This is a genomic window from Salipiger sp. PrR002, from assembly GCF_010500775.1.
Lineage (GTDB): Bacteria > Pseudomonadota > Alphaproteobacteria > Rhodobacterales > Rhodobacteraceae > Salipiger.
On record NZ_JAAGOU010000024.1, the window covers coordinates 36,102 to 53,905 of the forward strand.

The 17,804-nt window shown below is 65.7% G+C and carries 16 protein-coding genes; 9 read left to right on the plus strand and 7 right to left on the minus strand.

What is annotated here, in order from left to right:
* Nucleotides 1–124: 124 nt before the first annotated feature.
* The 9 genes from G0A00_RS19385 to G0A00_RS19425 all read left to right on the plus strand — a co-directional run bounded on the left by G0A00_RS19385 (nucleotide 125) and on the right by G0A00_RS19425 (nucleotide 9,088).
* Nucleotides 125–1,117: a cyclase family protein gene (locus tag G0A00_RS19385; RefSeq protein WP_203595440.1), complete on the plus strand. Its 993-nt coding sequence runs from the start codon at nucleotides 125–127 to the stop codon at nucleotides 1,115–1,117.
* A gap of 28 nt (nucleotides 1,118–1,145) precedes the next feature.
* Nucleotides 1,146–2,435, plus strand: coding sequence for an ABC transporter substrate-binding protein (locus G0A00_RS19390; protein WP_164183812.1), 1,290 nt, complete (start codon nucleotides 1,146–1,148; stop codon nucleotides 2,433–2,435).
* A 166-nt stretch (nucleotides 2,436–2,601) separates the two neighbouring features.
* Nucleotides 2,602–3,507, plus strand: coding sequence for a branched-chain amino acid ABC transporter permease (locus G0A00_RS19395; RefSeq protein ID WP_164183810.1), 906 nt, complete (start codon nucleotides 2,602–2,604; stop codon nucleotides 3,505–3,507).
* 9 nt (nucleotides 3,508–3,516) lie between these two features.
* Nucleotides 3,517–4,542: a branched-chain amino acid ABC transporter permease gene (locus G0A00_RS19400; protein WP_164183808.1), complete on the plus strand. Its 1,026-nt coding sequence runs from the start codon at nucleotides 3,517–3,519 to the stop codon at nucleotides 4,540–4,542.
* On the plus strand, nucleotides 4,539–5,318 hold the full coding sequence (locus G0A00_RS19405; RefSeq protein WP_235953206.1) for an ABC transporter ATP-binding protein: 780 nt from the start codon (nucleotides 4,539–4,541) through the stop codon (nucleotides 5,316–5,318). Before G0A00_RS19400 ends, G0A00_RS19405 begins: the two co-directional genes overlap by 4 nt.
* Nucleotides 5,318–5,998 (plus strand): ABC transporter ATP-binding protein, encoded by a 681-nt coding sequence (locus G0A00_RS19410; protein WP_164183806.1) that lies wholly within the window; start codon nucleotides 5,318–5,320, stop codon nucleotides 5,996–5,998. The genes G0A00_RS19405 and G0A00_RS19410 overlap by 1 nt, the downstream gene beginning before the upstream one ends.
* The gene (locus G0A00_RS19415; protein ID WP_164183804.1) at nucleotides 5,995–7,464 is read left to right on the plus strand and encodes an aldehyde dehydrogenase family protein; all 1,470 of its coding nucleotides are present in this window, start codon (nucleotides 5,995–5,997) and stop codon (nucleotides 7,462–7,464) included. The genes G0A00_RS19410 and G0A00_RS19415 overlap by 4 nt, the downstream gene beginning before the upstream one ends.
* A gap of 80 nt (nucleotides 7,465–7,544) precedes the next feature.
* Nucleotides 7,545–8,294 carry an SDR family oxidoreductase gene (locus G0A00_RS19420; RefSeq protein ID WP_368667721.1) on the plus strand — a complete coding sequence of 250 codons (750 nt, stop codon included), beginning with the start codon at nucleotides 7,545–7,547 and terminating at the stop codon, nucleotides 8,292–8,294.
* Nucleotides 8,295–8,338: 44 nt separating this feature from the next.
* Nucleotides 8,339–9,088, plus strand: a complete 750-nt coding sequence (locus G0A00_RS19425; RefSeq protein WP_164183801.1) for a bifunctional 2-polyprenyl-6-hydroxyphenol methylase/3-demethylubiquinol 3-O-methyltransferase UbiG — start codon at nucleotides 8,339–8,341, stop codon at nucleotides 9,086–9,088.
* A gap of 2 nt (nucleotides 9,089–9,090) precedes the next feature.
* Here the strand turns inward: G0A00_RS19425 and G0A00_RS19430 are convergent, their stop codons facing one another.
* From G0A00_RS19430 to G0A00_RS19460, 7 genes are all read right to left on the minus strand, one after another.
* Nucleotides 9,091–9,879, minus strand: a complete 789-nt coding sequence (locus G0A00_RS19430) for a CoA ester lyase (protein ID WP_164183799.1) — start codon at nucleotides 9,877–9,879, stop codon at nucleotides 9,091–9,093.
* The gene (locus G0A00_RS19435; protein ID WP_235953205.1) at nucleotides 9,873–10,727 is read right to left on the minus strand and encodes a MaoC family dehydratase N-terminal domain-containing protein; all 855 of its coding nucleotides are present in this window, start codon (nucleotides 10,725–10,727) and stop codon (nucleotides 9,873–9,875) included. Before G0A00_RS19435 ends, G0A00_RS19430 begins: the two co-directional genes overlap by 7 nt.
* 2 nt (nucleotides 10,728–10,729) lie before the next feature.
* Nucleotides 10,730–11,839 carry a CaiB/BaiF CoA-transferase family protein gene (locus tag G0A00_RS19440; RefSeq protein ID WP_164183797.1) on the minus strand — a complete coding sequence of 370 codons (1,110 nt, stop codon included), beginning with the start codon at nucleotides 11,837–11,839 and terminating at the stop codon, nucleotides 10,730–10,732.
* Nucleotides 11,839–13,002 carry an acyl-CoA dehydrogenase family protein gene (locus G0A00_RS19445; protein WP_164183795.1) on the minus strand — a complete coding sequence of 388 codons (1,164 nt, stop codon included), beginning with the start codon at nucleotides 13,000–13,002 and terminating at the stop codon, nucleotides 11,839–11,841. The genes G0A00_RS19440 and G0A00_RS19445 overlap by 1 nt, the downstream gene beginning before the upstream one ends.
* Nucleotides 13,003–13,151: 149 nt before the next feature.
* Nucleotides 13,152–14,660, minus strand: coding sequence for a fumarate hydratase (locus G0A00_RS19450; protein WP_164183793.1), 1,509 nt, complete (start codon nucleotides 14,658–14,660; stop codon nucleotides 13,152–13,154).
* Nucleotides 14,661–15,161: 501 nt separating this feature from the next.
* On the minus strand, nucleotides 15,162–16,499 hold the full coding sequence (locus tag G0A00_RS19455) for a four-carbon acid sugar kinase family protein (protein ID WP_368667718.1): 1,338 nt from the start codon (nucleotides 16,497–16,499) through the stop codon (nucleotides 15,162–15,164).
* On the minus strand, nucleotides 16,496–17,740 hold the full coding sequence (locus G0A00_RS19460; RefSeq protein WP_164183791.1) for a ribulose-bisphosphate carboxylase large subunit family protein: 1,245 nt from the start codon (nucleotides 17,738–17,740) through the stop codon (nucleotides 16,496–16,498). The genes G0A00_RS19455 and G0A00_RS19460 overlap by 4 nt, the downstream gene beginning before the upstream one ends.
* Nucleotides 17,741–17,804: the final 64 nt, after the last annotated feature.

The following is a 17,804-nucleotide window of genomic DNA, read 5'->3' on the forward strand; positions in this document are numbered from 1 at the left end:
AGGGTCGAAACACCTTTCCCTAGGGGCATAGCTTAAACCTATGACCGGAATTGCGCCAACGTATTGGCGGCGGTTCACGCTCTGACCCTACGCTCCATCACATCTCGGGCTCTGGGAGGAAGCTATGAGGACTCAATCAAAAGCAGAGAGCGCAATCGACGGCGCATTGATGAAAGGCCTTGGTCTGGTCGTTGCCGGGCTCGCGCTGACGTTCTCGATGCAGACCGCGTCGGCGCAGGACTGGACGCAAAGTCAGTGGGGCGCCGATGACCAGCTCGGCGCGGCGAACCTGATGACCCCCGAGCGGGTGAAGATGGCCGCCGAGTTGGTCACCGAGGGCAAGGTCTACAGCCTTGGCATGATCGTCGGACCGGACACGCCGGCCTTTCCGCCGCGCAGCCTGTCGCTGACGGTGCTGCAGCCGGGTCAGAACGGTAATTCGGGCCTTGGTGAGAACAACTTCACCTATAACGACGACATTTTCATGGGCTGGCTCGGCATTGGGCCGCAGATCGACGGGCTCGGTCATGCCGGGGTCGATCATGTCTATTACGGCGGCCGGACCTATGGCGACTTCGCTCCGGCATCGGGCCTCACTGAACTGGGGCTCGAAAAGCTGCCTGGCCTCGTCGGCCGCGGCGTGCTGCTGGATATGGCGGCCTACTACGGCACCGACATGGTCGAGGAGGGTACGGCCTACACACAGGAGGACATCCAGGCCGCGGCGGACGCGCAGGGCGTCGAACTGCGCGAGGGGGATGTGGTTCTGTTCAACTCGAACTGGATGGACCTGCTCGATGGCGACTCGCCGGATCCGGAACGCTTCGGCGCGGTCGAGCCCGGCGTCGGAGTGAGCGGGGCGGAATACCTGGCCGAGATCGGTGTCATGGCCGTGGGTGCCGACACCTGGGGCATGGAGGTGGTCCCGGCGGAAACCGAAGGACAGGCATTCCGCGCACACCAGATTCTGCAGCCCGAACACGGCATCTACATCCTCGAGAACATGGACACCCGCGCGCTCGCCGAGGACGGCGTGCACGAGTTCCTGTTCGTGCTTGGACAGGCCCGACTGCAGGGCGCCGTGCAGATGATCATCAACCCGATCGCAATTCGCTGATCGGGACTGAAACAGGGAGGAGACCAACATGAAGAAGCTACTGACCACATCTGCGCTCTGCGTGGCGATGCCGCTGGCCGCGGTGGCCGCGGACAAGCCCGAGGCGTTGAAGATCGGCATGACAACGTTCCTGACCGGCCCGGCCTCGGTGTTCGGCGTTCCGGCGCGCGATGCGATGAACATCTTCGTCGAGAACCTCAACGCCGAGGGCGGCATCAATGGGGTGCCCATCGAAGTGACCTACATCGACGAGGGCGCCGGCGCCGAGGCGCTCACCTCGGAATACCGCCGCGTGGCGCAGACAGAGGGCGCCGAAGTGATGCTCGCCTCGATCTCCTCTGGCAACTGCCAGACCCTCGCGCCGCTGGCAGAGGACCTGAAGGTGCCGAACCTGATGTGGGACTGCGGCACGCAGCGCATCTTCGAGGAAGACAGCTATGACTACGTCTTCCGCCCGCAGGGCAACGCGACGTCCGAGATGCTCGCGGCTGTGGCCTACCTCCTGAAGACCCACCCGGATTTCAAGACGATCGCGGTGGTGAACCAGGACTACGCCTGGGGCCGCGACAGCTGGGACATTTTCCACACCGCGCTCGAAGTGATGAAGCCCGACGTGGAAGTGGTGGGCGAGTTCTTTCCCAAGTTCGGCGCGCCGGACTTCTCGACCGAGATCTCGCGTCTGCAGGCGCTGCGTCCGGACGTGGTGCTCTCGACATCCTGGGGCGGCGATCTCGACACCTTCGTGCAGCAGGCCTTCCAGCGCGGGCTGATGAATACCTCGACCTTCGTGCTGCCGCTGGCCGAAAGCTCGCTCGAGCGTCTCGGCAGCAGCCTGCCCGCAGGCCACATCGTCGGCGCGCGCGGCGATCACTACTTCCTGCACCCCGAGCGCCGTGATGACCCCGACTTCAAAGGGTTCATGGAACAGTACAAGGAAGCCACCGGCGACATCCCCGTCTATTCGGTCTTCCATGCCAGCCAAGCCTTTTCGGCGCTGAAGACCGCTTACGAGAAGGCCATTGCCGACAACGGCGTTGACTGGCCGGACGAGGAGCAGTTGCTGGCGGCGCTCGACGGACTCAAATTTCAAGGCCTCGGCCGCGCGCTGCACCTGCGCGAGGATCACCAGGGCGTCGAGTCACAGCTCATGGGCACCAGCGCGCAGACCGGCGAGTACCCGTTCGCGACCCTCGAGAACATCATGATCTTCGACGGCGAAGGGCTGCTGCCTCCGGTGGGCGAGACCTCGATCGACTGGATCAAGGGCCTCGATGCGAGCTTCGCCGACGGGCTGTCGGTCGAAACCTACGAGAACTGATGCGCTCCCGTCCGGCGCACGCGCCGGACGGGCTCTCGACATGGCCGGCGTTCGTGCTGGGCTGATCTGACGACCCAAGCCGGTTGCCGGCCGATTTGGGCCATTCAGAGCGCCCGGGCGCTCTCCCGCGACACATTCGAACGGCCCACCAAAAAGAGGCAGTCTCATGAACCTGACCATCTTCCTGCTCGCGCTTTTCGACGGAATCTCCTACGCAGCGCTGGTCTTCATCGTCGCGCTCGGACTGACCCTGATCTTCGGCGTGATGCGCATCCTGAATGTTGCCCATGGCTCGCTCTACGCAATCGGGGCCTATGCCACGGTCTCGCTGACCGGATTCTTCCTCGCGCTCGGCTTCGCCCCGGTGTTCGCCTTCCCGCTGATGCTCGTGTCGGCGGTCCTGGTGGGCGTGCTGCTGGGCGGACCAATCGAGTGGCTGCTGCTGCGGCGCATCTACGACAAGCCCGAGGTGCTGCAGCTTCTGGTCACGTTCGCGGTGTTCATGATCCTCGAGGACGTTCAGCGTCTCGTCTGGGGCACGCAGCCCTATTTCCAGGCCAGCGCGCTGCAGGCGCTCGGCAATGTGACGCTCTTTGGCGTGACCTACACGGTCTACCAATTGATCCTGCTGCCGCTGGTCGCGATCGGCCTTCTCTTCGGGCTGCGCTTTTTCCTGCGCCATACGGTGATTGGCAAGCTCATCCTCGCCACCACAGAGGATCGCGAGGCCGCGCAGTCCATCGGCATCGATGCCGACCGCGTGTTCCTTTTCACCTTCGTCGTCGGCGCGGTGCTCGCCGGGCTCGGAGGTGCGCTCGCCTCGCCCACCACCTCGATCCTGCCGGGCATGGGCGCAGACATGATCGTGCTGTCCTTCGCCGTGGTCGCCACGGCGGGCTTGGGACAGATTGGCGGCGCGGCGATCGCTGCGCTGATGATCGGCCTGGGGCGGTCCTTCGCCGTCTACGTCTGGCCCGAGATTGCCGTACTCGTGCCCTATCTCATCATGGTGCTGGTCCTGCTGGTCCGCCCCGAGGGGCTCTTCGGCAGCCCTGTCGCCCGCAAGATCTGAGGACGCGACATGAGCGATATTTCCCAACACTCCACGTCACGGGGCGCCGTCAAATCCGGCGGCATGCCCTCGCTGCGCGCGCTGCTGACGCTTCTGGCCGTGCTGTTGCTGGCAGCGGTGCCCTTCATCGCGCCCTCGATGCAGCTTCTGATCAACCTCGCTCTGGCCAAGGGCATTGCCGTGCTCGGCGTGACCGTGCTGCTGCGGGCTGGCCAGGTGTCTTTCGGACACGCGCTGTTCTTTGGTATCTCGGCCTATGCCGGGGCCTTCCTGATGGCCTCGCTTCCGGCGGCGGACCTTATTCTCGTGCTGATAGCGGGCGTCATCGGCGCGGCGCTGAGCGGGCTGCTGGTCGGGCTCTTCGTGGTGCGCTACCGCGGTATCTTCTTCGGAATGCTGAACCTCGCGTTCTCGATGATCTTCTGGTCCATCCTCGAGAAGTTCTACCACGTCACCGGCGGCGCCGACGGCATCCGCCTCCCGCGTCCCACGGTGCTGGGCATGGCGCTCGAACGGGCGGGATTCGAGGCGGTGATCTTCTACCTATCGATCGCGCTTATGGTTGTGCTGGGATGGTTCACGCTACGTTGGTTCGCCTCGCCGGTGGGTCAGGTCTTCCAGACAATCAAGACCAACGAGACGCGGCTCGAATACCTCGGGCTCTCGCCCAAGCGCGTACTTTTGTCGGGATACCTGCTCTCGGCGATCCTTTGTGGTGTCGGCGGCTCGCTGATGGCGATGACCCAGGGCGTGGTGACACCGGAATACGTCTGGTGGGTTCGCTCGGCCGAGATGGTCTTCATCGCAGTGCTTGGCGGCGCGGGCTCGGTGCGCGGGGCCTTCATCGGTGCACTGATCTACGAGATCGTGCGGGTATATGCCTCGGCCTACGCCGGAGACATTTGGCAAATGCTGCTCGGAGCCTTCCTGCTGGTCATAATCCTCTTTGCGCCGGGCGGCATCATGGGCATCGCGGACGGGCTCATGCTCCGCGGCGGCAAGAGCCGAACCAGCACGAGGGAGAACGCAGAATGAACGCGATGAACATGCCGAATGCCGCCAAGCCGCCGCTTTTGGAAACGCGCGAGCTCATGATCAAGTTCGGCGGCGTGACCGCGGCCAACAATGTCTCGATGCAGATCGAGGCCGGGCGCAACCTCGCCATCATCGGGCCCAACGGCGCGGGCAAGACAACCTTCCTCAACATCTGCACCGGCTGGCTGAAGCCGCGCTCGGGCAAGGTTTTCCTGGAGGGCGAGGACATCACCCCGCTGCCGCCCCGCAAGATCGTGCGGCGCGGCGTGGCACGCGCCTTCCAGATCCCGCAGCTGTTCACCGAGCACACCGCGCTCGAGAATCTGCTGATCTCGGCCTCGGCCCGCGAGGGGCTGCGCAACCCGCTGCAGAACCTGCACAACATTCGTCAGCGTGATGAGATGATGCATCTGCTGGATCTGGTGCATTGCTCCGATGTGGCGGAGCGGGTCGTGGTCGAGCTCTCGGAAGGGCAGCGCAAGCTGATCGACATCGCCGTGGCACTGGCGCTGAAACCGCGCCTGTTGCTGATGGACGAGCCGACCTCGGGCGTGGCCTCGTCGCAAAAGCACGAAGTGATGGAGATCCTCGTCGGCGCGCTCGCCGAAGCCGGGGTCACCTCGGTCTTCGTCGAACACGACATGGGCATCGTCGCCCGCCACGCCGACGAAGTGGCGGTCTGGAACGCCGGTAACGTGCAACTGCGCGGCACGCCGGAAGAGATACTCGAACACCCCGACGTGATCCGGGACGTCATCGGCGAGGAGGTGGCCTGATGCTCGAATTTCGCAATGTGACCGCCTCGATCGGTATCATCGAGATCCTGCGGGACCTGAACTTCCGCATCGAGCCGGGCGAAACGCTTGCTCTGATCGGACGCAACGGCGCGGGTAAGACGACGCTGCTGCGCACGATAATGGGCTTCACAAAGGTGCGCGGCGAGCTTCTCTTTGATGGAAAGCCGCTGACCTCGGTGGCGCCACCCAAGCGCCCGGGACTGGGGATCGGCTACTCTCCCGAAGACAGGCGGCTGTTTTCGGCCTTCACCGTCGAGGAGAACATCCTGCTGCCCGCCGATGCGGCTCGGCTCGGCGCCGCGGAGACGAAGCGCCGGCTGGACAAGGTCTACGACATCCTGCCCGAGCTGAAAGAAATGGCGGGCCGCCCTGCAGGCAACGTCTCGGGCGGGCAGGGCAAAATGGTCGCTCTTGCCCGGGCGCTCATGCTCGGCACGAAGCTAGTGATGCTGGACGAGCCGTTCCAAGGCCTCGCACCGGCGCTGGCCCTGCGCTACGCCGACGCGCTGCGCGCCCTGCGCGACAGCGACCGCAGCATCACCCTCATCATTACTGAATCCAATCCCTCGTTGTTGCGAGGTTTCGCCAGCCGGACGCTGGTCATCGAACGCGGCGAGGTCGGCGAAGGGTCGCTCGATCCGGAAAGGAAAAGTGCATGAAAGACTTCCCTGTTAGCTCGCGCAGCCTCGTGCTGCCGAAACCCCTGAACCTCGTCGGCAACGACTTTCTCCCGGCCGCTTCGGGCGCCGAGATGGAGGTGCTTTCGCCGCTCGATGGCCTGCCCTTCACCACGATTGCCGACAGTGGCCTCGAGGACGTTGACGCGGCAGTTGCCGCCGCTCGTGCTGCCTTCGATGGCGGCGCATGGAGCAAGCTCTCGGCGGCGGAACGTGGCCGGCTCATGCTGAAGCTCTCGGCACTGATCCTCGAGCATGCCGAGGAACTGGCGCAGCTCGAGTCCGCCGACAATGGCAAACCCATCGTGCAGGCGCGCGCCGACATGCAAGTGACCGCGCGATATTTCGAATTCTATGGCGGCGCGGCGGACAAGGTGCATGGCGAGATCATCCCCTTCCAGCCCGGCTACAACGTCGAGGTGCAGCGCGAGCCGCATGGCGTCACCGGCCACATCATCCCCTGGAACTACCCGGCGCAGATGTTCGGCCGCTCGGTGGCCCCGGCACTAGCCATGGGCAATGCCACGGTGCTCAAGCCCGCCGAGGACGCCTGCCTCACGGCACTGCGCATCGGCGAGCTGGCGGTCGAGGCGGGCTTCCCGCCCGGCGCGCTCAACATCGTCACCGGGCGTGGCGATGTCGCCGGCAAGGCGCTGTCTGAGCACCGCGGCATCGACTTCATCTCGTTCACCGGCTCGCCCGAGGTGGGCGTGATGATCCAGACCGCGGCGGCGCGGAACTTCATCGGCTGCACGCTGGAACTGGGCGGCAAGTCGCCGCAGATCCTCTTCGAAGACGCAGATCTCGACGCGGCGATCCCTGTGGTCGTCAAAGCGCTGATCCAGAACGGCGGGCAGACCTGTTCGGCGGGCACGCGGGCGCTGGTGCATCGCAGCCTCTGGGACCGCGTCGTGTCCGAGCTGAAGACCGCCTTCGAGGGCATCGAGGCCAGCGCTTCGGATGAGGCGGCGGTGCTCGGCCCGCTGATTTCGGCCAAGCAGAAGCGCCGGGTCGAGGGCTACATCGCGGAGGCCGATGCGCCGCTGATCGCGCGGGGCGGGATCGCGGCTGACGCGCCCGAGGGCGGCTACTACGTTGCCCCCGCCATCTTCGGCCCCTGCGCGCCGGAAGCGCGGATCGCGCAAGAGGAGGTCTTTGGCCCGGTGCTGGCGATGATCCCCTTCGACGACGAGGCCGAGGCCATCCGCATCGCCAATGGCACCGACTACGGGCTGGTCGCGGCGGTCTGGACCAAGGACGGCGCCCGGCAGCAACGTATCGCCAAGGCGCTGCGCTGCGGGCAGGTATTCATTAACGGCTACGGCGCGGGTGGCGGTGTCGAGCTGCCCTTCGGCGGCATCCGGAAATCCGGCCACGGCCGCGAGAAGGGCTTCGCGGCATTGCTGGAGTTTTCCCACATCAAGACGGTCGTGAACAACCACGGCTGAGCGCCGGGGCTGCAAGACATTGCGACAGGTTTCGCCGGCCCGCGGGGGCCGGCCCGAAAGACATGGCTAGGAGAATGAAAGTGAGACTTCAGGGCAAGACAACTATGATCACCGGCGCGGCCTCGGGCTTCGGCAAGGGCATCGCCGAGGTCTATATCCGCGAGGGGGCCAAAGTCGCCGTGGCCGACCTCAACGCCGATGGCGCCCGCGCCGTGGCCGAGGAACTCGGGCCGAACGCCATCGCGGTCACCTGCGACGTGTCCAAGTCCGACCAGGTCGAGGCGGCGGTGGCGCAGACCACCGAGGCCTTCGGCAGTCTGGACATCGTGGTCAACAACGCCGGCTGGACCAACCCGAACCGGCCGCTGATGGAAACCGACGAAGAAACTTTCCGGCGGATCTACGACATCAACGTGCTGTCGGTCTTCCACATGACCAAGACCTGCGTGCCGCTCTGGCGCAAGCAGGGTGGCGGCGTGATGCTCAATGTCGGATCGGTGGCGGGCATCCGTCCGCGGCCCGGCCTGACATGGTACAACTCGTCCAAGGGCGCAGTGAACATCATGACGAAGTCCCTGGCGGTCGAGCTGGCGCCGGACAAGATCAGGGTCTGCGGCATTGCGCCGGTCATGGGGGTCACCGGGCTGCTCGAACAATTCATGGGCATGCCTGACACCCCAGAAAACCGGCAGAAGTTCCTCGCGACGATCCCCATGGGTCGCTTCTCCGAACCGCGCGACGTCGCCAATGCCGCGCTCTATCTCGGTTCGGACGAGGCGGATTTCATCACCGGCGTGATCCTTGAGGTCGACGGCGGCAGAACTGTCTGATCCTGCATCCCGTCCCGGTACCCCCAGGCCAGAGGAGAAGACCCATGCCAAGCCGCAAGATGCTCGACGCGACCCGCCAGGCGACGGGGCAGGGGGCGACGCCCGAGACCAGCGTCGTAACGGCCAAGATCCTCGGTGTGCTTGCCGCCGAGGAGGTGCGCCGCGTCATCGACATTGGCTGCGGCAGGGGTGATCTCGCAGCGGCGCTGGTGCGTCGCGGCTACGCCGTCACCGGTGTGGACCCGCAAGCAGAAACGCTGGAGATCGCCCGGGGCCGGGCACCGGGGGCCGAGTTTCTGCAGGCGGGGGCCGAGGCCATCCCCGCGCGGGCGGGCAGCTTCGGCGCGGCGGTTTTTCTGAATTCCCTGCACCATGTTCCGGAGGGGATGATGGACGCCGGGCTCGCGGAGGCATGGCGCCTGCTGCGGCCGGACGGCGTTCTTGTGGTCGTCGAGCCGCTGGCCCTGGGCAGCTTCTTCGAGGTGATGCGCCGGGTTGACGACGAAACGGAGGTGCGCGCGCAGGCGCGCGCGGCGCTGGATCGCTTCGGTGCCGGTCAGCGCTGCGAGACCGTGGAGGATGTGCAGCTTGACCGGATCAGCCGCTTCGCGTCCGTAGACGCCTTTGTCACCTATCTCTGCGCGGCGGACCCTGCGCGCCAGGCCCTCATCGACGCTGATCCCGAGGCCGTGACCCGGGACTTCCTGCACTGGGCCGAGACCCCCGGCGACGAGGCGCCCTACCAGCTCACCCAGCCGCACATGGTCCGGGTCCTGCGTAAGCTGCCAGGCTGAACTCAGCCCGCGTTCGCCAGAATGGCGCGGGCGCGCAGGCGCACCGGCTCGTCGACCATGGCGCCATCCACTGCAACCGCCCCGTCCCCCGAGGCCAGGACGCGCGCGGCCCAGTCCCTTTCGGCGGCGGTCGGGGCAAAGCCGATCCGGATCGGTGCGATCTGCCGCGGGTGGATGCAGAGCTTCCCGCTCATGCCGAGGCTGCGGGCATGGCGGCTGTCGTCTTCGGTGATTTCGGGGTCCGAGAGGTCGGTGGTTACACCGTCGATCGGCGCGGCGATCCCGGCGAGGCGCGAGGCGATGACCAGTTCGAGCCGCACCGAGCGCAGAGTGTCGCGAAGGTGCTCGCAACCGATGTCGGCGCAAAAGTCGATCGACCCAAAGGCGAGGCGTGGCACGTTCGCACAGGCGGCGATCTCTCGCGCGGCGGCAAGCCCGCGCGCGCTTTCGATCAGCGGCAGGATCGGACGGCCCGCCCGCTGCGCGACCTCGGCGACGGCATCCGGGCATTCCGCCTTGGGCAGCATGACTGCTGCAAAGGGCAGGGCGGCGGCGGCCTCGACGTCCGCAGTGTGCCATGGCGTGGCGGCGGGGTTGACCCGGACCAGGACGGGAAGATCGGTGAAATCGCAGGCGAGCGCGGCGCGGGCCGCGTCCTTGGCCTCCACCGCCACGGCGTCCTCGAGGTCGAGGACCACCGCGCAGGCGCCCGAGGCCGCCGCCTTGGCGAAGCGGTCGGGGCGGTCGGCGGGCACGAAGAGCGGGGCGCGGAGCGTCTCGAGGCTTACCATCGGGCGATTGCCTCCATCGCGACGGGCCCACCCGGCCGCGAGGTCCAGAGGCTCATGCCTTCCGCGGTGTCCTGCGCGTTCAGCGCGAAGTCCGCCGTGTCGAAAAGCGGGGACAGACTTCGGAAGCGGAATTCGGAAGGCATCGCGCCACGCAGGTCGGCGGCATATTGGGCCAGCAGCGTCGCCTGCAGCGGGCCGTGCACGATCAGCCCGGGGTAGCCTTCCTCACCGGTGACATAGGGCTGGTCATAGTGGATGCGATGGCCGTTGAAGGTGAGCGCGGAGTAGCGGAACAGGAGTACGGTATCTGCTGCAATCTCCTTGCGGTGCGCGCCGGGCGCGGCGGCGTCGGGCTCGGCCTTTGGCGCTCCGGTATCGACACCGCGATAGACGATGTCCTGGCGCTCGGTGACCGCGGGGCCATCGCCGTCTGAAATCTCGTGCTCGACGGTGACGAAACAGAGCGGTCCGGTGCGGCCACGCTTGAGCACTGCGTCGCGGATGGTCGAAAGCCGCGTGACCGTCGCGCCGAGGCGCAGCGGACGGTGGAAGGTGAAGGCACCGCCGGCCCACATGCGACGGGGCAGCGGAACCGGCGGCAGAAAGCCTCCGCGCGTGGGATGTCCATCCGGGCCAAGTTCGCCTGCGGGCACAGCTGGTTGGGTGAGGCAAAGGTGGATGAGCAGGGGCGCCTCGGCGCCGGCGTCGAGTGGTCCGTTGCGCCCGAAGGTGGCGTTGAAACGTTCGGCAAGCGCAGGCGTGAGCAGTTCCGAGCGGGTCTCGGTCCGGCCGATCCAGCGACGAAGGGCGTCGATGTCGATTTCCGGATCGGTCATGGTTTCGCTCATGCTCAATTCTCCGTCTCGAGATGCGGCGCTGGCAGGCCCGGCACCGGACCGTAGCTGCGGGTTTCTCCGGCAACGCGCGGTGCAGGTGCAGGGTAGGACACCGGCCCGTTGGGCGTGTCGACCTCGATGCGCCTCAGATGGGGATGGGTTGAAAGCCCTGCCATATCGTTCACCGACGCCATGGCCACATCCGCCCTGTCCAGCGCGGCCATAGCCTCGTCGTGGCTCATCCGGGCGAAGGCCTCGGCGACGAGGCCATCGGTCTCGGGACGGTTGGCCACCCGCGCGACGTTGGTGGCAAAGCGCGGATCGCGTCCAAGCTCGGGGCGCTGCAGGAAGTGCTCGCACAGCATCCGCCATTCCCTGTCGCTCTGGATTGAGATAAGAATGAGCTGGCCGTCACGGGTCTCGAAGGCGCTGTAGGGCGAGATCGAAGGATGCGCCATGCCGACGCGGCGCGGGGTCTTACCGCCCTCGTGGTTGAGCAGCGGCACGGTCATCCATTCCGCCATGACGTCGAACATGGAGACGGTGATCGCCGTGCCCTTTCCGGTGATCCCTCGCGCGATCAGCGCCTCGAGAATGGCGGCATGGGCGGTGGCGCCGGTGGCGACATCGACGATGGACATGCCAACGCGCGCTGGTTCCGACGGGCCGCCGGTGATCGAGCAGAGCCCCGACTCCGCCTGGATCAGCAGATCGTAGGCCTTGCGGTCTGCCATGGGACCACCCTCGCCATAGCCGGTGATCGAGCAGGTTATCAGCTTCGGGTAGTCGCGGGCGAGGCGCTCGGATGTGAAGCCCAGTCGGCCAAGTGCGCCGCGCTTGAGGTTCTGGACCAGCACGTCGGCATCCTTGAGTAGCCGCGCCAGTTCCGCGCGTCCACCATCGGACCGCAGGTCGAGCGCGACCGAGGTCTTGCCGCGGTTGAGCCAGACGAAATAGCTCGATTGCCCCGCTGCGACGGCATCGTAGCCGCGCGCGAAGTCACCCTCGGGACGTTCGATCTTGATCACCTCGGCGCCGGCATCGGCAAGACGCGAGGTGGCGAAAGGTGCCGCCACCGCCTGCTCGACGGCAACGACCTTCAGGCCGGCAAGGGGGAGGGTCATCAGAAGCTCCGCGGCAGGCCGAGCACGTGCTCGGCGACATAGGACAGGATGAGGTTGGTCGAGATCGGCGCGACCTGATAGAGGCGCGTTTCGCGGAACTTGCGCTCGACGTCGTACTCGCAGGCGAAGCCGAAGCCGCCGTGGAACTGGATGCAGGCGTTGGCCGCCTCCCAACTGGCCTTCGCTGCGAGATACTTGGCCATATTGGCCTCGGCGCCGCAGGGCTTGCCCTCGTCGAAGCGCGCGCAGGCCTTGTAGCGCATGAGGTTTGCGGCCTCGACCTCGATATAGCTTTCCGCGATGGGGAACTGCACGCCCTGGTTTTGACCAATGGGACGGCCGAAAACGGTACGCTCGCCGACGTATTTCGAAACCCGGTCGATGAACCAGTAGCCGTCACCGATGCATTCTGCCGCGATCAGCGTGCGCTCGGCGTTGAGCCCGGTGAGGATGTACTTGAAGCCCTTGCCCTCCTCGCCGATCAGGTTTTCCTCGGGGATCTCGAGGTTGTCGAAGAAGAGCTCATTGGTCTCGTGGTTGACCATGTTGGGGATCGGGCGGACCTCCATGCCCGAGCCCATCGCCTCCTTGATGTCGACGAGGAAGATCGACAGCCCCTCGGATTTCTTCTTCACCTCCGAGAGAGGCGTGGTGCGGGCGAGCAGGATCATCAGGTCGGAGTGCTGCACCCGGCTGATCCAAACCTTCTGCCCGTTGATCACGTAGCGGTCGCCCTTCTTGACGGCGGTGGTCTTGATCTTGGTGGTATCGGTGCCGGTGGTCGGCTCGGTCACCCCCATGGATTGCAGGCGCAGCTCGCCCGAGGCCAGCTTGGGCAGGATGCGACGGCGCTGCTCCTCGGAACCATGCCGCACGAGCGTGTTCATGTTGTACATCTGGCCGTGGCAGGCGCCGGAGTTGCCGCCGGCGCGGTTGATCTCCTCCATGATCACCGAGGCCTCGGTCAGCCCCAGTCCCGAGCCGCCGTAGTCCTCGGGGATCAGCGCGGCCATCCAGCCCGCTTTGGTCAGCGCGTCGACGAACTCTTCCGGGTAGCCGCGGGCCTCGTCGATCTTGCGGTGGTACTCGTCGGGAAACTGGGCACAGAGCGCGCGCACTGCGTCGCGAATGTCCTGAAAGTCTTCTTCAACGTGCTGAAGCAACGCGCTCTCCTTACGTCGGCTTTACCTGCGCCCAGAGGCGCCTTGGTCTGCAGACTGCCGCATCGCGGCGGATCAGCGGAAATACGGGTTTGTCATGGGGGCCATATGCTCAGTCTATGGCCCCTCCGGTTGACGCGAGGAGGGTCGGTTCAGCTTTCGGCAGGCGCGGGGTCTCGGCGCCAGCGCGCCGGGCCGAGCCGGTGTACCGACTGCCCGGTGCTGTCCACCGCCACGGTCACCGGCATATCACGGATCTCGAACTCGCGGACCGCCTCCATGCCGAGGTCCTCGAAGGCGACCATGCGCGCGCCCCGGATCGCCCGCGATACCAAAACCGCCGCTCCGCCCACGGCGATGAGGTAGGTCGCGCCGGCTGCAGCGATGCGCTCGACTGCATCGGGCCCGCGCTCTGCCTTGCCGATCATCGACAGCAGCCCCTGGTCGAGCATCATCTGCGTGTAGCTGTCCATCCGGGTCGAGGTGGTCGGCCCGGCGGGGCCCACCACCTCGGAGCCGACCGGATCGACCGGCCCGACGTAGTAAATAACCCGGCCCTGCAATGAGAAGGGTAACGTCTCACCCCGCGTGAGGATCTCGCTGATACGCCGGTGCGCGGCATCGCGTCCCGTGAGGATGTGCCCGCTCAGCAGCAGCGTCTCTCCGGGCTGCCACTGGGCCATTTCCTCCTTGGTTAGCGTGTCGACATTCACCCGGCGCAGGGTCCTGTCAGACGCGCTGCCGTCGATCTCGGGCCAAAGCGAGAGGTCGGGTGGATCAAGGTAGACCGGCCCCTCGCCGGTGAGCGTCACCTTGGCGTGCCGGTTTGCTGCGCATTGCGGCATCAGCGCCACCGGCTTCGATGCGGCATGGGTCGGGTAGGACGTGACCTTCACGTCGACCACCGTGGTCAGCCCGCCGAGCCCCTGCGCGCCGATCCCCAGGGCGTTGATCCGCCGATAGAGTTCGACCCTCAACTCCTCTTCGGGTGTTGCGGGGCCGCGCTCCAGCAGGTCGTGCATGTCGATCTCGTCCATTAGCGCGCGCTTGGAAAGCAGCATGGCCTTCTCGGCGCTGCCGCCAACACCGACCGAGATCACCCCGGGTGGGCACCAGCCTGCACCCAAGCCCTCGACGGTCTCGACAACCCAGTCGGCGACCGAGGCAGCGGGGTTGAGCATGGCATAGCGCGCCTTGTTCTCCGAGCCGCCGCCTTTCGCGGCCACCATCAGCTCGAGCCTGTCACCAAGACAGCTCTCCACGTGTGTCACGGCCGGGGTGTTGTCGCGGGTGTTGCGCCGGGCGAAGATCGGGTCGGACACCATCGAGGCGCGCAGCGGATTGCCCTCGTCGAGATAGGCAAGGCGGACACCTTCGTTGATGCACTGCTCCAATGTCCGGTCGCCGGAGATCGTCGCCGACTGACCGAGGCGCGCGAAGACCGTCACCATTCCGGTGTCCTGGCAGACCGGGCGGTGGCCGAGCGCCGCCATCCGCGCGCTTTGCAGGATCTGGCCGATCGCGTCCCGTGCTGCGGGACTCTCCTCGCTCCGATAAGCCTCGGTGAGGCGCCGCATGTAGTCCGGCGCGTGGTAAACCGCGATGTACTGAAGCGCTGCGCGAATCGTTTCGGTGATGTCCTCGCCTCGGATCGTGGTCATTGTGTTTCCCTCCCTCACGCGCATAAGGATGCAGCACGTCACAGATATTTGCGAGTGCGCTGGCCAGAGCGGAATCCTATTGCCGCGTGAAGAACATCCAATGGGCGGTCGTGAGCGATACGTTTCTTGGCTATCACCTCGAACGACCCAGCTTGAGGAGCTTGGCTGAAGGCTACGTGTGGCTTATTTCTAAGGACGGCGGCCCGACGAGGCGATGTCGGCAGCCAGCGCACACGTCCGGCTGCTGGGCGATCACCTCTAGCATTTCATCGCGACGATCCCGCCGCATCTTCAGGGTTGATCTTGGTTGGACGGCGCTCCGCGAGCGGGTCTCGGACTAGCGTCGCCCGACAGCCGGAGAACGTTATGCAGTTCGCAATAACGTGCGGCGACCACGGCCTGTTGTTACATAGTCTGGCCTTATCGGGCGAAGCTGATAGCCGTTGTGGCACATGCAGGGCATATGGCTGCGAAGAGCCCATCGACGAACTTGCATTGGTATCAGAGCGCCGCGGTGAAAATGTCCGGTTGGCCGATCTGTCCGCCCTTCAGTACCAATTCGAGCCTGCTAAAGTCTGAATTGGTCGAATGACAACGGCAAATCGGCGCGCCGCTGGCAAGCGGATGCAGCACCTCGAGCGCGTCGATGGGCAATGCCTCGACGACCCTACCCGAGGTGTCGCCGCCGGCGACAACGAGCCTGCGCAACCCAAATTCTGGCACCAACCGGCGTGCAAGCCGTCCCATGAAGCGACCGAGCGCGTCCTGTGCGGCTGTGAACTCCACGCCGCGCTCGGTCGCTGCCTTGCGCAATGTCGCGAAGGCGGGATCGTCCACTGTGCGCGCGGCAAAGATGATAAGCCCCTGCTTTGCGGCGAAGGCTTTGGCAACGCCACTGGACAACCGGTCAATTTCTGACTCAGCGTGCTCTCCGGAGGCTGCAACTACATCGAGGCGGAGGGTTGCGAAACCCGAGGCCTCGGCAATCTCGATTTGCTCGGCGGTCACCGGGGAGCAGCTTCCGGACAGGACCAGCAGTCGCTCTGCAGGTGGCGCAGGCGGCAGCGCTGCGGCCTGCTCGGGAAGCTGCCCGCAGCTGCGCCAGTGGGCAGCGAGCGCATATTGCAGGCCCGAGGAGGATGCGCTGAAGAGCGGCTCCGTCATTGCCTCCTCCCAAACCAGTCGGCCCGCCTGCTCCTGCGTCGCCGCGTCGAACACGTCCAGGAACACCACGGGTGCCAGACCATCTGGCACCGGAACGGTGAAGTTATGCAGCAGGCCTCCGTCCACGCCCCGCACCGGTCGGTCGGTCTGGGCGGCAAGGTGAAGTTTCAGGTCGGCCTCGTGCATGGGTGTGACCGGGTGGCGCGACATGGTGGGGTGCCGATCGATCCGGTAGGTCTGGCTCCCCGCGCGTGCAAAGAGCGTACCGAAGGCCTGCCATCGGCCAAGCTGCGGTGCGCCAACTACCGAAGGCGACCAACGGCCTCCGATCTCACGCATGCCGATGTCGATGGCGCGCCCGATCGATCCGATATTCGGGGCGGAATCGAAGGTGGAGCAGACCTTATATTGAACGATCCGAGGTCCCAGCTGTGCTAGCGCGGCGAACGCCCCAGGTAGATGTGCATCCATCCATTCGGGGTCTTGGGCTCGGGAGGTTCCGGCGACTCCGATGACATCGTAATCCATGAAGCGGCCGAGCAGCGCGGAATCAGGGACCCGGGTGAATAGCACCGTGCGTAAACCAGCGAAGGCGGTGACTTCCATCGCATCGGTCGAGCCGGTGAAATCGTCGCCATAGAAAGCCAGTCGCACATTGCCTTGCACCGTGGTCACGAGAATTTCTCCACCGCCTGTGCCAGCAGGGGCGAGCTCGCTGCAGCCTGCTCCATAGAGATGCCTGACACCGCGGCTTCCCAGGCTTCGCGCAATGATTGCACGCCTGCCGCGATCCCACTCGGGTGTGCGACAACGCCGCCCCCGGCACAGAAAATCAGGTCGGTGCTCTGCAGCCGGGCGAATGTGGGAGCGGCCTGCATTACCGTCTGGCCGGAGGAAAACACGGGCATCACGCGGCAAGGGTGATCCTCGTGCAGTGGGGCAAGGCAATGCCGGGCCGAGGCCACGACGCTGTCGTCGGGCTCCCAGAACTTGTTCGCGATGGCGTTGACGTGCATGTGGTCGGCCCCAGCCAGCCGCCAGAGCGTGGCCCAAGCGGGATAGCTCCAGCCGCTATCGGCCGGGCGGCCGAGCATGCCCCACCCGTTGCGGTGCGCATGGATCGGCAGTCGTGCGTGGCGGCGCAGGGCTGTGAACCCCGCAAGACCCACCGAGTTGAGGCTGACCATGACGCAGGTGCCGCCGCGTTCGGCGACCAGATCGTGGCGGCGCCGCATCTCCTCGACCTCGCCGGTAATATTTGCAGCGTACATTACCTTCCGGCCGGTGCGGTCCGCATGGCGGTCGATCACCTCCATCACGGCGCCGAGGCGTTCATCGAAGGGGCACATCGGGCCATCGGCCTGCAGTTCATCATCCTTAATGAAATCGATGCCGCCGGCGCAGAGCTGATCCACAAGCGCCGCCGTACCTTCTGGGGTCAGGCCCACCGAGGGCTTAATAATCGTGCCAATGAGTGGGCCCCTCTCCACGCCAGTGAGGCGGCGGGTTCCCTCGATACCGAAACCGGGGCCGGGATAAGTGGTGAAGAAGGCTTCGGGCAAGTCCAGAGCGGTTAGCTTGAGGCCCGCTACCTGCTTCAGTTCGCCAAGATTGCCTGCGATCGTCGCCACGAGGTTGGGCAACGATGGACCGATGTTCTCGAGTGGCCACGACAGGCGCAGGCGCCAGCTGGCGGCCGGGCCGGTGCCGGAGCTGCCGGCCAAAACCGGCGTGTCCGGATCTTCGACCTGTTCCAGAAGTTCGACGCGCGCTGCCGAGCGGGCTTTCAGCGCTTCGTCTTCACCGGGCACCTGAACGAATGTACCGGACGATTGCTCCCCGGCGATGATCTGTGCGGTGCGCGCGGCGTCTTCGCGTGTCCGAAGCAGGTAATCTGCGGAAAATCGGTCTGTCATCGCGGGTCTTTCTTGAGTTGGAGCTACTTTTGGCCACCCGGGCTCCGCAAACGGTGCGCGGAGC